The sequence below is a fragment of the Methylobacter sp. BBA5.1 genome (assembly GCF_000746145.1).
Classification (GTDB): domain Bacteria; phylum Pseudomonadota; class Gammaproteobacteria; order Methylococcales; family Methylomonadaceae; genus Methylobacter; species Methylobacter marinus.
In genome coordinates, this window is sequence record NZ_JQKS01000026.1 from 14,646 (window position 1) to 30,558 (window position 15,913).

The window sequence follows — 15,913 nt, forward strand, 5'->3', positions numbered from 1 at the left end:
TACATCCCTGTAGGCAACGCGGGAGCAGTTGCCGACGACCGCATGGACAGCAACAGAAACCCTGCCTCAATCGCGGGTCTTATTTCATTCCCATTCCTAATCACGCCGGTCGCTTTAAGAAGGCGGAATCCACAGTTCATTCATTTTTTAAATTTGACAACCTTGTTCATGGGATTCAGGTTGATCTCGTCTATGACGATCTCGCCGCGCGCATTAAGCACGTAGGCGACCGTTTCCGCGACATCCTCGGGCAACAGGTAATTGCTGGCCTCATCGCCCGGTTCAAAGGCCAGTTGTTCAAAGAATTCCGTTTTGACCATGCCCGGGTTGATCAGGCAGACGCGCACATGGCTTCTGCCGCACTCTTCGCGCAGCGCCTGGGTAAAACCGCGCATAGCGAACTTGCTGGCGCAATAGACCGCGCCCTTGCGGCTGCCTTTCAGAGCCGCCTCGGAACCGATAAAAATCAGATCGCCGCGCGCTTTGCGCTTCAGCGAAGGTAGCAGGGCGCGCGTCAGAAAAGCCTGGCTGGTAAAGTTCAGGGCCATGAGCGCTTCGATCTGTTCGTAGGAAAATTCCTCGACCGAGCCGAATTGTCCGCGGCCGGCGGAAAAGACCACGGCATCGATGTCGGGGAAAGCCTGCGCCAGTTCACGCAGCTTTTGCGGCAGTTCAGGCAATCGGCTCAAATCCATCCGTACCGGGCTGAAATTCGCCATGGGGCGGCTGAAGCGCGTGCGGTCGCGCGACAGGCCGATCACATGATGGCCTTGATCCAGCAGGTTTCTGGCGATGGCACGGCCTATGCCCGAACTGGCGCCCGTAACCAGCACGGTGCGTTTTATAGCGTGCATGGGAAAAATTTGTTTTGAGGCATAAAGGCTAATAATTGTTCCGTACAGTATTGCATCATTTCCTGTTCCAGTTCCTGGCGGTAGGAGATCATGCCTTTCTGACTGACCATCGGGCCCGAGAACAGTTTTTCCTCGGGATACAGTTTGTGCAGTTTTTTAAAATAGCTCTCCGGCAATCTGAAGACGCCCAGACTGACCGAATGCAGACGGTTTAAATCAATGCGGGCAAACACCTGTTCGAACAATTGCCGGTACTGCTGCCGGTAGCCGGTCTGATAAATCAGCGGGTCGAAACGCAGGCCTACCTGCCAGCCCTGCTCCTGCAATTTAACCAGCGCCTCAAGGCGGCGTTGTACCGATGGCGCCCTGGCCTCGACTTTGGCTGCTACCGCATCGGGCGACAGGCTAAAGGCGACGATACAGCGCGGTATCGGCTCGCGCGCCAGCAGGCTTCTGATCTGCGTGCTTTTGGTTCTCAGTTCCAGCCAGGCATTCGGAAGGGTCTCGAACACCGGCAGAAACTGCCCGGCAAAATGCGTGACCGGCTCCAACGCCAGGCTGTCGCAATCATAGCCCGAGAAAAAATGTGTGGGTTCGGCCGGGGTGGCGTTGCACAACTGCCTGATTTCCTGCTGGAAATCCTCGTAATTGACAAACAGCACGTAATTGGCCGATTGATACATGCCTTGCAGAAAACAGTAGCGGCAATCATACAAACAATTCAGCATGTGCGAAAAATAATAATTCCTGCTCGCGCCGATGCCATAGCCGGCGGGTGCCTCGAGCACGAAGTTTTTGTATTTCTCGGCCAGTATCAGGGCCGGTTGCTGTTTTTGCAGCCGGAAGTTCTGGGCCTTGGGGTTGAACACCTGGGCGTAGCGCTCACAGGTGATGATCCGGGCGTGCGGGAAACGGGCGGTAATGTCGATAACGCGGGCGTGCTTGCGGATGTTTTCTTCGATATAAATGGTTTCAATCATGGGCTCTGTGATTTGGCGAGCGCTTAAGTCAGCACGGCAGGGCATATCTTAAAAGACTTGTGATTGATTGCACAGTCCCTATATAGGTTAAAATACTTTTAACCCTAACCAAATAGACTGTATATATGAAAACACAAAAAATAGGTTTTATCGGCGGCGGCAATATGGCATCGAGTCTGATGAGCGGACTGATCGCCAGCGGCCATTCCCCACAGCAGCTTTGGGTATCGGATATCAACAAGGACATGCTGGCGTCTCTGGCGGCCAATCTGCATGTCAATATCGCGCCTGGCAACGAGGCCGTCATTCAGGAAGCGGAAGTCGTAGTGCTGGCGGTCAAGCCTCAGGTGCTGCGCCAGGTGGCCGAAAGCGTGGCCGACCTGATCCAGCAAAAAAAGCCGCTGGTTGTCTCCATTGCGGCCGGTATCACTCAGGAAAGCCTCAGCTCATGGCTGGGTTCAGATATCGCCATCGTCCGCTGCATGCCTAATACGCCGTCCCTGGTGTTGACCGGCGCCACGGGCCTGCATGCCAATCGCAACGTTACCGCCGCGCAGCGCGACCTGGCCGAAAACATTATGCGTTCGGTCGGCATTTCCCTTTGGGTTGAGGATGAAAGCGAACTCAATGCCGTTACCGCGGTTTCAGGCAGCGGACCCGCCTATTATTTCCTGCTCATGGAGGCGATGGAAAAAGCCGCCCTGGAATTGGGGCTGGATGAACACACCGCGCGCCTGCTGGTTCAACAAACGGCATTGGGCGCCGCCAAAATAGCCCTGGAATCGTCCGAGTCGCCGGAACAGTTGCGCAAACGCGTGACATCGCCCGGCGGCACCACGCAGCAGGCCATAGAAACGTTTGAGCAGGGCGGATTCGCCGAACTGGTTTCGAAAGCCATGCATGCCGCGCGGGACCGCTCTATCGAAATGTCTAAACCAACGGAGAATAGTTGATGGACTCCACTTATATGACCAACCCGGTTATTTTTATAATCGACACACTGTTTTCCCTGTACATCCTGGCGGTCATGCTGCGCTTCCTGCTGCAATGGTGCGGCGCCGAGTTCTACAACCCGATCTCGCAATTTCTGGTCAAGGTCACGCATCCGCCGTTAAGGATACTGCGCCGTTTCGTGCCGCCTGTCGGCAAAATCGACACCTCTTCGCTGGTGCTGGTACTGGCCCTGCAGATGCTGGCCGATTTCTCCATATTGATGCTGAAAGGCGTGTCGATCGGTATTGGCGCGCTGGCAATATTGTCGATCACGCAGCTGGTTTCGTTGCTGATCAATATCTTCATCTTCGCGGTCTTCGCAAGAGCCCTGCTCAGCTGGCTGAACCCCGGGACTTTTAACGCGGCTTCTTCCATCCTGTACAGCCTGACCGAGCCGTTGCTCGACATCTGCCGCCGCTTCATTCCCGATCTGGGCGGTATCGATTTATCGCCGCTGGCCGCGCTGCTATTGCTGCAACTGGCGAAAATGCTTATTCTGCCGCCATTGCAGCAATTGGCCGGCTTGATCGGATGAACTGGTACATCTACCAGCAGGGGGTTTTGACCCTGAGCCTCCATGTCCAGCCCAAAGCCAGCAAGGACGAATGGGCGGGGCTGCATGGCGACCGGCTAAAGCTGAGGATCAAGGCCCCGCCGATTGACGGCAGGGCCAATCAGCACTTGCTTAAATTCATAGCCGGCGAATTCGGTGTCAGTAAATCCGCCTGTACGCTGATAGCGGGTGAATCAGGCCGGGAAAAGCGCGTCGCCATTACCGCACCGCGCAAGTTGCCTGACTTGCCCGAACCTCTGCGGTTTGATTTCACGGTAAGCTAAGGATTTGCCCGGGCAAAGCTGTTGATATCTGCTATTTTTACCCTATGTTTCAAAACCGTAAAAAATCGTCGATTCAAGCCATGTCAATGCGCGTTTTTACTGCAAGCCTTTATGTAGTCGGTTTGATTTGTCTATTCGGCACTCACACCGTATCGGCAAAAAATATGTATAAGTGGGTGGATGAGCACGGCAATATCTATTTTTCCGATCAGGTGCCGCCGGAACATATCGGCTACCGCCGCGAGTCGCTCAATCAAAAGGGCAGGGTGCTTGAAGTCACGCAAGCAAAAGAGCAAGAGGCTCAGGAGCGGCAATTGCAGGCGCTCAGAAAAGCCCAGGAAAAAATTATCGCCGCGCAGGAATCGCACGATAAGGTTTTACTCAGCACTTTCCGGAATCTGGAGGACATGCAAGCGGCCCAGGAAAATAGCCTGAAAAACCTGGAGATCCAGAAAAGCGTCATAGAGAGCAATCTGAAGCGGCTTGAAAACCAGTTGAAAGCGCAGCAAAAGCAAGCTGCGGCGCATGAACGCGATGGCAAAAAGCTCCCTCAACGCCTGCTGGACGGCATTCAGTCCACCCAGGCGCAAATTCGGCTCACGCAGACGGAAATAGACAAGCAGTCCGAAAAAATTCAACAGGCTAAAGCGGCAGCCGCCGCCGATGTTGAACGCTACAAGTTGCTGACGCAATCGGACGCAGGCGCGTCGGCGGCGAACGCCAACACAGCCCAGGATAAAGCGTCGGAACTGGGCCTGTTCCGCTGCGGCAGCGAGGCGCAATGCGCGAAAGCATGGGCAATTGCCCATGACTTTATCAATAAGCATGCTTCAACCGGCACCGATGTTGATACCGATAAACTGATTATGAGCCGGCCGCCTGTCCAGGACAATGACTTGAGCCTATCCATTACAAGAATAGACGGCGGCAAGGGCAAGCAACAGCTTTTTCTGGATATCCGCTGCCGTGAATCGCTGCTGGGCGCGGAACTGTGCGCCAGCCAGAAAGTGCGCGATATAAGGTCCGCATTCAGACCTTATATCGAATCCGCGTTGGCTAGCGACTGATCAATAAAGTGCCGACGCCCTGATCGGTAAACAGTTCCAGCAGCACGGCGTGATCGACGCGTCCGTCAATGATATGCACGCTGGTCACGCCGCCTGCCAGGGCATCGGTCGCGCAGCGGGTTTTCGGTATCATGCCGCCGGAAATAGTGCCGTCGGCAATCAGCTCGTCTATGGCTTTTATCGACAGGCCGGTCAGCAACTTGCCCTGTTTGTCGAGAATGCCGGCCGTATTGGTCAACAGGATCAGTTTCTCGGCTTTCAGGACCTCAGCGACTTTCCCCGCGACCAGATCGGCATTGATGTTATAGGAATGCCCGTCCTCGCCGACACCGATCGGTGCAATGACCGGAATGAAGTTACTGTGGCCGAGCATGTCGACGACGGCCGGATCGATGCTGCTGACTTCACCGACATGGCCGAGATCAATGATTTCCGGCGCGTGGGCTTCAGGGGCCGATTTTTTCAGGGTGATTTTTTTGGCATGGATAAAATTGCCGTCCTTGCCGGTCAGGCCGACCGCCTTGCCGCCGTGCATGTTGATCAGGTTGACGATCTCCTTGTTGACCAGTCCGCCCAGCACCATCTCCACGACATCCATGGTCTCGCTGTCGGTGACGCGCATGCCGTCGATAAAGTCCGAAGTTTTACCAAGCCTGTCCAGCAGCTGGCCGATTTGCGGACCGCCGCCATGCACGACGATGGGATTGATGCCGACCAGTTTCATCAGCACGATATCGCGTGCAAAGCTGTGTTTCAGCGCTTCATCGACCATGGCGTTGCCGCCGAATTTGACCACGACGGTTTTGTCCTTGAAGCGCTGGATATAAGGCAGGGCCTCGATCAGGACATCCGCTATTTGGTGAGCTGTTTTTTTCTGCATGTTTTTGATTTTCCAGTATTAAAGTTGCTGTTGCGGCATGGTAGGAAATTTTTTCCGCGCAGGCGGCGAAGCCTTTTCGTGTTCATGACATAGGACAGGACCTGATTCGAAGCATCCGGCATCGGTTAAATGCGGATGCTTGGCTCGAACATTGCCGAAGCGTTAGGCGCAAGTCCCCCGCTCCGTTTGAGCAAGGACGGGGAATTTCGGTCAGTGCGGTCGTCCGTGTTTTTCATGTGCGCTATCAATTAAAAAGGAAGCGCAATATCCGGTTTGATAGTCTGCATGATCTGCCGGAATTGTGCCTGAATATCGTTCAGGGCAGCTTTGGTATCGGCCTCGAAACGGATAACCAGAGACGGCGTCGTATTGGAGGCGCGCACCAGTCCCCAGCCGTTGGCGAAATCCACGCGCATGCCGTCAATATTGGTGACTTTGCCGCCGGTAAAATTGGCCGACGAAAACAGGCGGTCGATGAACTGGAAGTTTTCGCCTTCCGCCAGCTCGATATTCAGTTCCGGGGTATTGATACTGTCCGGAAAATCGGCGAACACGGCGGCGCTGGTGCGCGTATCGGCCGACAGTATTTCGATCAGGCGCGCGGCCGAGTACAGGGCGTCATCAAAACCGAACCAACGGTCATTGAAGAAGATATGGCCGCTCATCTCGCCGGCCAGCTTGGCGCCGGTTTCTTTCAGTTTCGCCTTCATGAACGAATGGCCGGTTTTCCACATCACCGGCCGGCCCCCATGTTTGACAATCTGTGTGGCCAGATGCCGCGAACATTTGACATCATAAATAATTTCAGCGCCCGGTTTCGAGGCCAGCACGTCCTTGGCGAACAACATCATCTGCCGGTCCGGCCAGATGATTTTGCCGTTTGAATCGACCACGCCCAGGCGGTCGCCGTCGCCGTCGAAGGCGATGCCCAGGTCCGCCTGGTAATGCTTGACTGACGAGATCAGGTCGGCCAGATTGTCGGGCTTGCTGGGGTCCGGGTGATGATTAGGGAAGGTGCCGTCGACATCGCAGAACAATTCGATGACTTCGCAACCGATGGTTCGTAGCAGTACGGGACCTAATTCGCCGGCGACGCCGTTGCCACAGTCCAGCACCACCCGCATCGGCCTGCCGATGTGGATGTCCTCGGCAATCGCGCCAATGTATTCATTGGCGAGTTGGGTGTTTCGTTCCAGGCTGCCGTCGCCTTTGGCGTAAGCCTGGTCGATAATGCACTGTTTAAGCTGCTGAATTCTGTCGCCGGCCAGCGTTTCGCCATTAATGACCATTTTCAGGCCGTTATAATTGGCCGGGTTATGGCTGCCGGTTATCATGACGCCGCACTGGCCTTCGGTATGGCGGGCCACAAAATAAAGCACGGGGGTCGGAACCATGCCGATATCCAGCACATTTTGACCGGTCGCCATGATGCCGTCGGCCAAGGCCTCGGCCAGATAAGGACTTGAGGTCCGGCCGTCCCGCCCTACCACAATCGTTCCGCATCCGTGTTTCCGGGCTTCTGTTCCCAGGGCGCGGCCAATGTCATAAACGACTTCCTTGGTCAGCGTCTTACCGACTATGCCGCGGATGTCATAAGCGCGGAAAATAGCGGCCAGGGTGTCGGGCTTTTCAACTGGTTTAGACATGGTTTTCTCGATGGTTTTTGTTGTTATGGCAGTTGCCGGGACAGAATGTTTGGCAAGCGGGTCTTCTTCAATGACCGATTCAAGCAAGCCAAAATCCATGGAATCATCAAAAATATCATCCGGTTTGAAAGCTTCATCATAATTGATGGTGAGGCCTTGATCGTCAAGACCGTCCATAACCCGTTTGTATTGCGCGAGGGTTGAAATAACGCCATGCATTTCATTTAACTGGACCGGATAGTTGCCGGGAGACTTATGCGTGATCATATCCTTGAAGGCTTTCAGCACAATGCTGACATCCTGTCCCAGCAATTCCGAAAGTTTCCGATAGCCGACAAAAAACGCCAGGGCGGCAAAGAGCCCGAGAATAAAGATAAGGCCGGCAATCATCGACAGTTTTTCGATATCGGTGCCGAGTGTGTACCCGTAATGAAGTTGCCAGTCCGTACCCGCGACGTTGATCTTTTTATTGGCATCGAGTTGGCCCTCGGTTTGGTCGCCGGAAGCGCCCAGGACCAGTGCAGCCTGCCGCAACTCCAGGTAGCCGTCTTTGATCCGCGCGGCCTGCAGGCTTTCACTGATAAACTCATGGCTCAGGCTGGCAAGCATAACGCCAATCACCTGGTCATTGTGCATGATCTGGCTGGTCATGGCCAGGTGCCGATCAGGCCCCTGATCGCCCTGTATGGCCGCCGGCTGATTTTTAGCGAAGGTTTCATGCACCATATCCAGATCGGCATAACCCATGCGCGGCACGCTTTTTTCGTCCAGTTCGTTGGTGTCGGGTAATAACAGCCTGATTTTCAGGACGTCGGCAACCTGTTTTTCCAATTTCAAGGCCACCGCGTTCAACTGAACCGGATCGGCGCTGGAAACGGCGGCCAGCACTTCCGGGTCCTGGGCTAATTTATCGAGTACTTTTTGCCGCATCGCTATCTGTTCGGATAGCGCTAAAGCGACGCCTTGCGCGGTAGCGGCCGCTGAGTCCTGTTTTGCCTGCGCGATCTCCGATGCGGACATCCAATAGACGCCGACACCGGCGCCCAGAATCATTAAAACGGCTACTGCCGACAGCCACAGGAAGATACGTTCCATTTTTATTGTCTCTCTTTAACAACGTATTAATGACGGCCCGTATGGCCAAACCCGCCGGCGCCCCGGCTGCTTTCGTCAAACTCCGCTACCTGTTCGAACGCCACCTGGGCAACCGGCACAAACACCATTTGCGCGATGCGCTCGCCGATGCTGATGGTGAAGGTCGTGTCGCCGCGATTCCAGCATGATACGAAAACCTGGCCCTGGTAGTCGGAATCGATCAGGCCGACCAGATTGCCCAGAACAATGCCGTGTTTATGTCCCAGACCCGATCTTGGCAATAAAACCGCCGCCAGCTGATGGTCGTCGATATGGATAGCCAGTCCGGTCGGAATCAATACGGTGTCGCCGGGTTTCAATTCGACCGGCCCGTCCAGGCAGGCGCGCAAATCCAGGCCGGCCGAGCCCGCAGTCGCGTATTCCGGCAAGGGGATTTCCTTGCCGAGTCGGTTATCCAGAATTTTAAGCTGTATTTTTTTCATCACATCTCTTCGCGATTAAGCTGATCAATTGTTCCGCCAGATGACTTTTGTCGGTCATGGCCAGGGTTTGCCGCCCCGTTGGCCAGAAAACCCGCAGGGCGTTCTGTTCGCTGTCAAAACCGCCCTGGTCCCGGCCCACCCAGTTGGCGGCGATCAGGTCGAGATTTTTGCCGGTAAGCTTGCCTAGCGCATAGGTCTCAAGGTCATGGGTTTCGGCGGCGAACCCGACCGTGAATGGGCGGTTAGGCAGTTGCGCGACTTCAGCCAGAATGTCGCGGGTTTTCTGCAGCAATATCGTGACCTGCTCATCCTGTTTCTTGATCTTTTCAGGCTGTACCTCTGCCGGCGTGTAATCGGCCACGGCCGCCGCACCGATGTAAATATCATGCGCTTCGGCTCTGGAAAGGACGGCCTCGTGCATTTGCGCCGCCGTTTCCACGTTGATCACGTCGGCATTGACAGGCGGCGCCAGTGCCACGGGGCCGCTGACCAGCGTCACCCGGGCGCCGGCCTTGAGCGCCGCGCGGGCCAGCGCGTAGCCCATTTTGCCGGAACTGCGGTTGGTGATGTAGCGCACGGGGTCGAGCGGCTCGCGCGTGGGGCCGGCGCTGATCAAGACTTTCCTGTTGCGCAGACACTGTTCTGAAGGTCTGCCCAGTAAACGCTCGCAGATTTCAGCCGGTTCGGACATGCGGCCATAACCGGTTTCGCCGCAGGCCTGATCGCCCTGGCCTGGGCCTATCGTCGTTACACCATGCGCGATGAGCCGGTTGATGTTTTCCTGGGTCACGGGCTTGTGCCACATGGCCTGGTTCATGGCCGGCGCGACATACACGGGACAGGTGGCGGCCAGGTAGATCGTGGTCAGCAAGTCGTCGGCCAGGCCATGGCTCAGCTTGGCGATGGTATCCGCGGTTGCCGGAGCGATAATGATCCTGTCGGCCCAGCGCGCCAGACTGATATGGCCCATGGCATTTTCGGCGTCGGCATCGAGCAGTTCGGTATGCACCGGGTTGCCGGACAGCGCCTGAAACGTCAATGGGCTGACAAACTGCAGGGCGGACCGTGTCATGACGACCCGGACAGCGGCGCCTTCTTTACGCAGCAGCCTGACCAGTTCGGCTGACTTATAAGCGGCGATACCGCCGCTGACAGCCAATAAAATATGCATGTTAATGGGGAATACCTGAAAAATTATTGGACGCGTTATTATGGCAAGTCTGGAAAAATTCTTCTATGCTTAAATTCTCATCAGCAGAAGGAGATACTATGGCTATCAAGGATTGGCCCGCCGAAGAGCGGCCCCGGGAAAAGTTGCTGCAGCGCGGCTCGACGGCGTTAACCGATGCGGAACTGCTGGCCATCTTTTTGCGCACCGGCACGCCCGGGAAATCGGCCGTCGACCTGGCTCGCGAGTTATTGACCGATTTCGGCTCATTGCAAGCGCTGCTGGATGCTGATTTAGCGCGCTTTTGCCAGGCCAACGGCCTGGGCAGCGCAAAATACGCACAGCTTCAGGCGGTGCTGGAGATGGCCCGGCGGCATTTTAAGGAAATCCTGCGGCGCGGCAATGCGCTGACCAGCCCGGACATCACCCGAGCCTATCTGAGCGCGCAGTTGCGCGGTTACAGCTATGAAGTGTTCGCCTGCCTGTTCCTGGATAACCAGCACCGGGTCATACAGCTGGACGAATTGTTCAGGGGCACCATAGACAGCGCCAGCGTTTATCCCCGGGAAGTGGCCAGGCAGGCTTTGCGCCATAATGCCGCGGCGGTCATCTTCGCCCACAACCATCCCTCGGGCATTTCCGAACCCAGCCAGGCCGACAGGCTGATTACCGAAAAACTCAAGCAGGCGTTAGCGCTGTTCGATATCCGCGTGCTGGATCATTTCATTATTGGAGACGGGCAGCCCTATTCGTTTGCCGAGCACGGGCTACTGTAAGTTGTGACAATCCGATTGATTGCATAAGCATTCACTTGGATCAATTAACCACGAAGAACACAGAGAACACGAAGTTTATATTTCTCAAGTGGAATGCTTCCTAAGTAATGGGCATGGAATAAATCAGAGAATTGTAGGTGCGAATTCACAAGTACCCATAGGGCATAAATAAATCCGCACCTATGCCGGAAATTCATCCGCGCATTTGAGGAAGTTATGTTATGCGCGTTCCTAACAATTCTACGGTATCCTGGCTAAGCGATTGCATTAACCAAAGTTGAACGTTTCGGGCGGAACAGCATGCCCCGTCCGGCTAGTTTTTGTGATGCCTAGCCTTGCGTCAGCCGGGCTTCCGCTTCGCGGTATTTGGCCGCGCAGAATTCGGCCACTTCGGCGGGCAGGGACGGGCCGGGCGCGGTTTTGTCCCAGTCCAGCGTCTCCAGGTAATCGCGCACGTATTGCTTGTCGAAGCTGGGCGGGCTGATGCCGACCTGATATTCATCGGCCGGCCAGAAGCGCGATGAATCCGGCGTCAGGGCTTCATCGATCAAGTGCAGGACGCCGTTATCGTCGAGGCCGAACTCGAATTTGGTGTCGGCGATAATGATGCCGCGTTCCTTGGCGTAGGCGGCCGCTTCCGTGTACAGGCGCAGGCTGGCGTCGCGCACCTGCTCGGCCAGGTCCTGGCCCATCAGCTCCACGGTTTTTTCAAAGGCGATGTTCTCGTCGTGCTCATGGACGCCGGCTTTGGTCGACGGTGTGTAAATGGCTTCCGGCAGTTGCTGGGCCTGCTGCAAGCCTTCCGGCAGCTTAATGCCGCAGATCGCGCCCGTTTTCTGGTAATCCTTCCAGCCGGAGCCGATCAGGTAGCCGCGCACGATGGCTTCGACCGGCAGCGGCCGCATTTTTTTGACGACCACCGCGCGGCCCTCGACTTGTGCCCGCTCGGCCGGGTCGGAAATGATCTGTTCCAGCGGGATGTCGGCCAGATGATTCGGCAGGATATGGCTGAGTTTTGCAAACCAGAAATTGGAAACGCGCGTTAAAACGCGGCCCTTGCCGGGAATCGGGTCGGGCAGGATCACATCGAATGCGGACAGCCGGTCTGTCGTCACGATCAGCATGTGCTTGTCATCAATGTCGTAAATATCGCGGACCTTGCCGCGCGCGCGTAGTCTTAAAGAAGACAGTGATGATTCGTAAAGAGCTGCCGGAGCATTCATAAGACCTCGCTAAACGTTCAAAATAGAAATGTGATAATTTTATCACTGTTTTCTATTATGCAGGATTGATATCAATGAGCTGGTTAGGCAAATTTCTGGGCGGTGCGTTCGGATTCCTGTTCGGCGGGCCCCTAGGGGCGATCCTCGGGGCTTCCGTCGGTCATCAGTTTGACGAAGGCATTGCGGCCGGTATCGAGGGCAACGGTTCATTCAGCCCCGGTGAGCAGCAACGCGCGCAGATGGCGTTTTTTACCGCGACTTTTTCGGTCATGGGGCATATCGCCAAGGCGGACGGACGCGTCACGCCGGAAGAAATCGCTCTGGCCAATCGGATCATGGATCAAATGGCGATTTCAGGCGCCATGCGCACGACTGCGATCAATCTGTTCAGGCAGGGCAAACAGGCCGATTTCCCGCTTGATGAGGTGCTGGCGCAGTTTCGCCGGGAATGCCATTGGCGCATCGACCTGATACGCATGTTTGTCGAAATCCAGTTGCAGGCGGCTTTTGCGGATGGCCGGCTCAATGACAGCGAAGAGCGGGTGCTTCTGCATATCTGCGGGCAGCTGCGGGTTTCGCGTTTTGACTATGAGCGGCTGAAAATCCAGTTGCGGGCTCAATACCGGTTTTTCGGCCAGGGCCGGCAGTATCAAAAGACCAGGCGGCATTCCAGCCTGCAGGATGCTTATGAAGTGCTGGGCCTGACGCCCGCGGCCAGCGATGCCGAAGTGAAAAGAGCCTATCGGCGCCTGATCAGCCAGCATCATCCGGACAAACTGGTGGCCAAGGGACTGCCGGAAGCAATGATGACCCTCGCCAAGGAAAAAACCCAGCGGATCAGAAAGGCTTACGAGACGATTCAGAAAGCAGGCGGAAAGCGCTGAAAATACGCCAGGGAACGGTCGGGCCGTTCCCTGGCAAAAAAACACCGGCTTAAAAAACGGTGCCCTTGTCATCGTCGGTTTCTGTCAATACCATGCCGTCGCTGTCGAAAGTGCCGGCATTATCCGCGCCCAGCTTGATCATCAGGCGGACTTCGTTTCTGGAGTCGGCCGAGTTGAGCGCGTCTTCATAGCTGATCTTGCCGGCGACATACAGGTCATACAGGGCCTGGTCAAAGGTCTGCATGCCTTGCTCGCGCGAGCTTTTCATCAGCTCCTTGAGCTTGTTGATCTCGCCTTTGCGGATGTAATCCTTGGCCAGCGGCGTGTTGATCAGGACCTCGACGGCCGGATAGCGGCCCTTGCCGTCCGCGAGCTTGATCAATTGCTGGGCCACAATGCCGCGCAGGTTCAGCGACAAGTCCATGAACAGCTGGTCGTGCATCTCTTCAGGAAAGAAATGCAGAATCCGGTCAAGCGCCTGGTTGGCGTTGTTGGCGTGCAGCGTCGACAGGCATAAATGCCCGGTTTCGGCGAAGGTGATCGCATTCTGCATGGTTTCGCGCGTTCTGATCTCGCCGATCAGGATGACATCGGGCGCTTGGCGCAGGGTGTTTTTCAGCGCCACTTCATACGATTCGGTATCGACGCCGACTTCGCGTTGCGTGACGATGCAACCCAGGTGCGGATGCTCGAACTCCATCGGGTCTTCGATGGTGATGATGTGGCCGCTGCTGTTTTGGTTGCGGTATTTGATCAAGGCCGCCAGCGAGGTGGATTTGCCGGTGCCGGTCGCGCCGACGAAAATCACCAGGCCGCGTTTTTCCATGATCAGGTCTTTCAATACGGGCGGCAAGTGCAGGCTATCGGCGTCCGGGATTTCATTCTCGATGCGCCGCAGCACCATGCCGGCCGCATCGCGCTGGGTGAAGGCGCTGACCCTGAACCGGGCCAGTCCCGGCACGCTGATGGCAAACTGGCATTCCTTGGTATTTTCAAACTCATCCCTTTGTTTCTGATTCATGATGCTGAGCACGATTTTCATTGCCAGCTCTTCCGTCAATGGCGATTTGGACACTTCCACCAGCGAGCCGTCGACTTTCATGGTCGGCGCGCGGCCTGCCGTGATAAACAAATCGGATGCTTTTTTCTGCACCATCAGTGCAAGTAAGGCTTTAAAATCCATGCTGACCTCTTAGCGGAACATATCTTTATTGACGGCTTTCACCATCGCGGTCTTGGCCGCGATCAAGCCTTTATCGACCATCTCTTTCAGGTTCTGGTCAAGCGTCTGCATGCCGTCTTTCCGGCCCGTCTGTATGGCCGAATACATTTGCGCGACCTTGGCTTCACGGATCAGGTTTCGGATCGCGGGCGTGCCGACCATGATTTCATGCGCGGCAACACGGCCGCCGCCGATTTTCTTGAGCAGGGTTTGCGAGATAACCGCCTGCAGCGATTCGGACAGCATCGAGCGGATCATGTCTTTCTCGGCGGCCGGGAACACGTCGATAATCCTGTCGATGGTTTTGGCGGCCGAGGTAGTGTGCAGGGTGCCGAATACCAGGTGACCGGTTTCGGCCGCGGTCAGCGCCAGCCGGATCGTTTCCAGGTCCCGCATCTCCCCGACCAGAATAATATCGGGATCTTCACGCAAGGCCGAGCGCAATGCCTCGTTGAAGCCGTGGGTATCGCGGTGCACCTCACGCTGGTTGATCAGGCATTTCTGACTTTCGTGCACGAATTCGATCGGGTCTTCAACGGTCAGGATATGGGCATAGTCATTACAGTTGATATGATTGATCATGGCCGCCAGCGTCGTCGATTTGCCCGAGCCGGTAGGCCCCGTCACCAAAACCAGGCCGCGCGGTTTGCGCGTCACTTCCTCAAAGAACTTGGGTGCCTTCAAGTCCTCCAGGCTCAAGACCTTGGACGGAATGGTTCTGAACACGCCGGCCGCGCCGCGTTCCTGATTGAACGCGTTGACACGAAACCGGGCAATGCCGGGCAGGTCAAAAGAGAAATCGGTTTCCAGGAATTCTTCATAATCACGGCGCTGCTTGTCGTTCATGATGTCATAAATCAGCGCATGAACCTCTTTATGCTCCAGGGCCGGAATGTTGATGCGGCGGATATCGCCATCGACCCGTATCATGGGCGGCAGTCCGGCCGACAGATGTAAATCCGATGCATTGTTTTTAACTGAAAAGGCCAATAACTCGGCAATATCCATAATGTCCTCTTGAGGCGTTTAAATAAAAATCATCTCTATACCATAGTTCAAGTCTTTGCTTTTTTAAAGCCGTGTTGTTTAATAACCCGTAAAGCATTTTTAAATACCACGGATCATGATTGCCGAGCGACTCAAACAGATACAGACACGGATCAGCCAGGCCGAGCAGACCCATCACCGCAGACCAGGATCGGTTTTATTGCTGGCGGTCAGTAAAACCAAGCCGGCGGATGACATTGCCGCCGCTTATCAAGCCGGGCAGCGTCATTTCGGCGAAAGTTATCTGCAGGAAGCGTTGAGGAAACAACAGGAACTGGGGGCTTTTGACATTACCTGGCATTTCATCGGCCCCATCCAGTCCAATAAAACCAAGCCTATCGCCGCGCATTTCGATTGGGTTCACAGTGTCGATAAGTTGAAAATCGCGCAACGATTAAACGAACAGCGTCCGGCGCAGCTGCCGCCGCTCAATATCTGTCTGCAGGTGAATATCAGCGGTGAGGCCAGCAAGTCCGGCATCACCCTGGCCGAACTGCCGGAGATGTGCGGGCAGGTCGCGCGATTGCCGCGTTTGAGGCTGCGCGGGGTCATGGCCATTCCCGCGCCCGAGGAGGATTTCGAGCGGCAGCGCGAGCCTTACAAGGCGCTTTATCAGGCTGTGGCGGCACTTAACAGGCCGGAGTTGGATACGTTTTCATTCGGCATGACCGGCGATCTGGAGGCCGCGATTGCGGAAGGGGCTACGATCGTCAGGATCGGTACGGCATTGTTCGGCGCACGGCATTATGCCTAGTGCTA

At 55.7% G+C, this 15,913-nt stretch carries 16 protein-coding genes; 7 read left to right on the forward strand and 9 right to left on the reverse strand.

Features of this window, described 5'->3' with window-relative positions:
- Nucleotides 1–140: 140 nt before the first annotated feature.
- Together EK22_RS15880 and EK22_RS15885 are read right to left on the reverse strand one after the other, a co-directional pair.
- On the reverse strand, nt 141–854 hold the full coding sequence (locus tag EK22_RS15880) for an SDR family oxidoreductase (protein ID WP_036252572.1): 714 nt from the start codon (nt 852–854) through the stop codon (nt 141–143).
- Nucleotides 842–1,834 (reverse strand): SPL family radical SAM protein, encoded by a 993-nt coding sequence (locus tag EK22_RS15885; protein WP_036252573.1) that lies wholly within the window; start codon nt 1,832–1,834, stop codon nt 842–844. Before EK22_RS15885 ends, EK22_RS15880 begins: the two co-directional genes overlap by 13 nt.
- Before the next feature lie 125 nt (nt 1,835–1,959).
- Here EK22_RS15885 and proC point away from each other — a divergent pair, with 125 nt between their 5' ends.
- From proC to EK22_RS15905, 4 genes are all read left to right on the forward strand, one after another.
- On the forward strand, nt 1,960–2,787 hold the full coding sequence (proC, locus tag EK22_RS15890) for a pyrroline-5-carboxylate reductase (RefSeq protein ID WP_020159015.1): 828 nt from the start codon (nt 1,960–1,962) through the stop codon (nt 2,785–2,787).
- Nucleotides 2,787–3,362 carry a YggT family protein gene (locus EK22_RS15895; RefSeq protein ID WP_036252574.1) on the forward strand — a complete coding sequence of 192 codons (576 nt, stop codon included), beginning with the start codon at nt 2,787–2,789 and terminating at the stop codon, nt 3,360–3,362. Before proC ends, EK22_RS15895 begins: the two co-directional genes overlap by 1 nt.
- Nucleotides 3,359–3,664, forward strand: a complete 306-nt coding sequence (locus EK22_RS15900; protein ID WP_020159017.1) for a DUF167 family protein — start codon at nt 3,359–3,361, stop codon at nt 3,662–3,664. Before EK22_RS15895 ends, EK22_RS15900 begins: the two co-directional genes overlap by 4 nt.
- Before the next feature lie 86 nt (nt 3,665–3,750).
- Complete coding sequence (locus EK22_RS15905; RefSeq protein WP_255360595.1) at nt 3,751–4,731, forward strand: DUF4124 domain-containing protein; 981 nt, start codon at nt 3,751–3,753, stop codon at nt 4,729–4,731.
- On the opposite strand, the gene argB is transcribed toward EK22_RS15905, so the two are convergent.
- The 4 genes from argB to coaBC form a co-directional block, all read right to left on the reverse strand.
- Nucleotides 4,721–5,611, reverse strand: coding sequence for an acetylglutamate kinase (gene argB / locus EK22_RS15910; protein ID WP_020159019.1), 891 nt, complete (start codon nt 5,609–5,611; stop codon nt 4,721–4,723). The genes EK22_RS15905 and argB overlap by 11 nt on opposite strands.
- A gap of 248 nt (nt 5,612–5,859) precedes the next feature.
- Complete coding sequence (locus EK22_RS15915) at nt 5,860–8,352, reverse strand: phosphomannomutase/phosphoglucomutase (protein ID WP_036252575.1); 2,493 nt, start codon at nt 8,350–8,352, stop codon at nt 5,860–5,862.
- A 26-nt stretch (nt 8,353–8,378) separates the two neighbouring features.
- Nucleotides 8,379–8,834, reverse strand: coding sequence for a dUTP diphosphatase (gene dut, locus EK22_RS15920; RefSeq protein ID WP_036252576.1), 456 nt, complete (start codon nt 8,832–8,834; stop codon nt 8,379–8,381).
- Nucleotides 8,815–10,005: a bifunctional phosphopantothenoylcysteine decarboxylase/phosphopantothenate--cysteine ligase CoaBC gene (coaBC, locus tag EK22_RS15925; protein ID WP_036252578.1), complete on the reverse strand. Its 1,191-nt coding sequence runs from the start codon at nt 10,003–10,005 to the stop codon at nt 8,815–8,817. Before coaBC ends, dut begins: the two co-directional genes overlap by 20 nt.
- A gap of 98 nt (nt 10,006–10,103) precedes the next feature.
- Between coaBC and radC the strand changes: the two genes are divergently transcribed.
- The gene (gene radC, locus EK22_RS15930; RefSeq protein ID WP_020159023.1) at nt 10,104–10,778 is read left to right on the forward strand and encodes a RadC family protein; all 675 of its coding nucleotides are present in this window, start codon (nt 10,104–10,106) and stop codon (nt 10,776–10,778) included.
- 329 nt (nt 10,779–11,107) lie between these two features.
- Here radC and EK22_RS15935 read toward each other — a convergent pair whose 3' ends face one another.
- On the reverse strand, nt 11,108–12,001 hold the full coding sequence (locus EK22_RS15935) for a phosphoribosylaminoimidazolesuccinocarboxamide synthase (protein ID WP_036252580.1): 894 nt from the start codon (nt 11,999–12,001) through the stop codon (nt 11,108–11,110).
- A 74-nt stretch (nt 12,002–12,075) separates the two neighbouring features.
- Between EK22_RS15935 and djlA the strand changes: the two genes are divergently transcribed.
- A complete protein-coding gene (djlA, locus tag EK22_RS15940; RefSeq protein ID WP_036252582.1) occupies nt 12,076–12,885 on the forward strand; it encodes a co-chaperone DjlA in 810 nt (269 codons plus the stop codon).
- A gap of 49 nt (nt 12,886–12,934) precedes the next feature.
- On the opposite strand, the gene EK22_RS15945 is transcribed toward djlA, so the two are convergent.
- Nucleotides 12,935–14,068: a PilT/PilU family type 4a pilus ATPase gene (locus EK22_RS15945; protein WP_020159026.1), complete on the reverse strand. Its 1,134-nt coding sequence runs from the start codon at nt 14,066–14,068 to the stop codon at nt 12,935–12,937.
- Nucleotides 14,069–14,077: 9 nt separating this feature from the next.
- The gene (locus EK22_RS15950) at nt 14,078–15,115 is read right to left on the reverse strand and encodes a type IV pilus twitching motility protein PilT (RefSeq protein ID WP_020159027.1); all 1,038 of its coding nucleotides are present in this window, start codon (nt 15,113–15,115) and stop codon (nt 14,078–14,080) included.
- Between the two features lie 115 nt (nt 15,116–15,230).
- Between EK22_RS15950 and EK22_RS15955 the strand changes: the two genes are divergently transcribed.
- Nucleotides 15,231–15,908 (forward strand): YggS family pyridoxal phosphate-dependent enzyme, encoded by a 678-nt coding sequence (locus EK22_RS15955; protein WP_036252584.1) that lies wholly within the window; start codon nt 15,231–15,233, stop codon nt 15,906–15,908.
- Nucleotides 15,909–15,913 lie beyond the last annotated feature (5 nt).

Coding starts and splice junctions, on each gene's coding strand:
- EK22_RS15880 (WP_036252572.1), bottom strand. CDS start 854: ATGCACGCTATAAAACGCACCGTGCTGGTTACGGGCGCCAGTTCGGGC.
- EK22_RS15885 (WP_036252573.1), bottom strand. CDS start 1,834: ATGATTGAAACCATTTATATCGAAGAAAACATCCGCAAGCACGCCCGC.
- proC (WP_020159015.1), top strand. CDS start 1,960: ATGAAAACACAAAAAATAGGTTTTATCGGCGGCGGCAATATGGCATCG.
- EK22_RS15895 (WP_036252574.1), top strand. CDS start 2,787: ATGGACTCCACTTATATGACCAACCCGGTTATTTTTATAATCGACACA.
- EK22_RS15900 (WP_020159017.1), top strand. CDS start 3,359: ATGAACTGGTACATCTACCAGCAGGGGGTTTTGACCCTGAGCCTCCAT.
- EK22_RS15905 (WP_255360595.1), top strand. CDS start 3,751: ATGCGCGTTTTTACTGCAAGCCTTTATGTAGTCGGTTTGATTTGTCTA.
- argB (WP_020159019.1), bottom strand. CDS start 5,611: ATGCAGAAAAAAACAGCTCACCAAATAGCGGATGTCCTGATCGAGGCC.
- EK22_RS15915 (WP_036252575.1), bottom strand. CDS start 8,352: ATGGAACGTATCTTCCTGTGGCTGTCGGCAGTAGCCGTTTTAATGATT.
- dut (WP_036252576.1), bottom strand. CDS start 8,834: ATGAAAAAAATACAGCTTAAAATTCTGGATAACCGACTCGGCAAGGAA.
- coaBC (WP_036252578.1), bottom strand. CDS start 10,005: ATGCATATTTTATTGGCTGTCAGCGGCGGTATCGCCGCTTATAAGTCA.
- radC (WP_020159023.1), top strand. CDS start 10,104: ATGGCTATCAAGGATTGGCCCGCCGAAGAGCGGCCCCGGGAAAAGTTG.
- EK22_RS15935 (WP_036252580.1), bottom strand. CDS start 12,001: ATGAATGCTCCGGCAGCTCTTTACGAATCATCACTGTCTTCTTTAAGA.
- djlA (WP_036252582.1), top strand. CDS start 12,076: ATGAGCTGGTTAGGCAAATTTCTGGGCGGTGCGTTCGGATTCCTGTTC.
- EK22_RS15945 (WP_020159026.1), bottom strand. CDS start 14,068: ATGGATTTTAAAGCCTTACTTGCACTGATGGTGCAGAAAAAAGCATCC.
- EK22_RS15950 (WP_020159027.1), bottom strand. CDS start 15,115: ATGGATATTGCCGAGTTATTGGCCTTTTCAGTTAAAAACAATGCATCG.
- EK22_RS15955 (WP_036252584.1), top strand. CDS start 15,231: ATGATTGCCGAGCGACTCAAACAGATACAGACACGGATCAGCCAGGCC.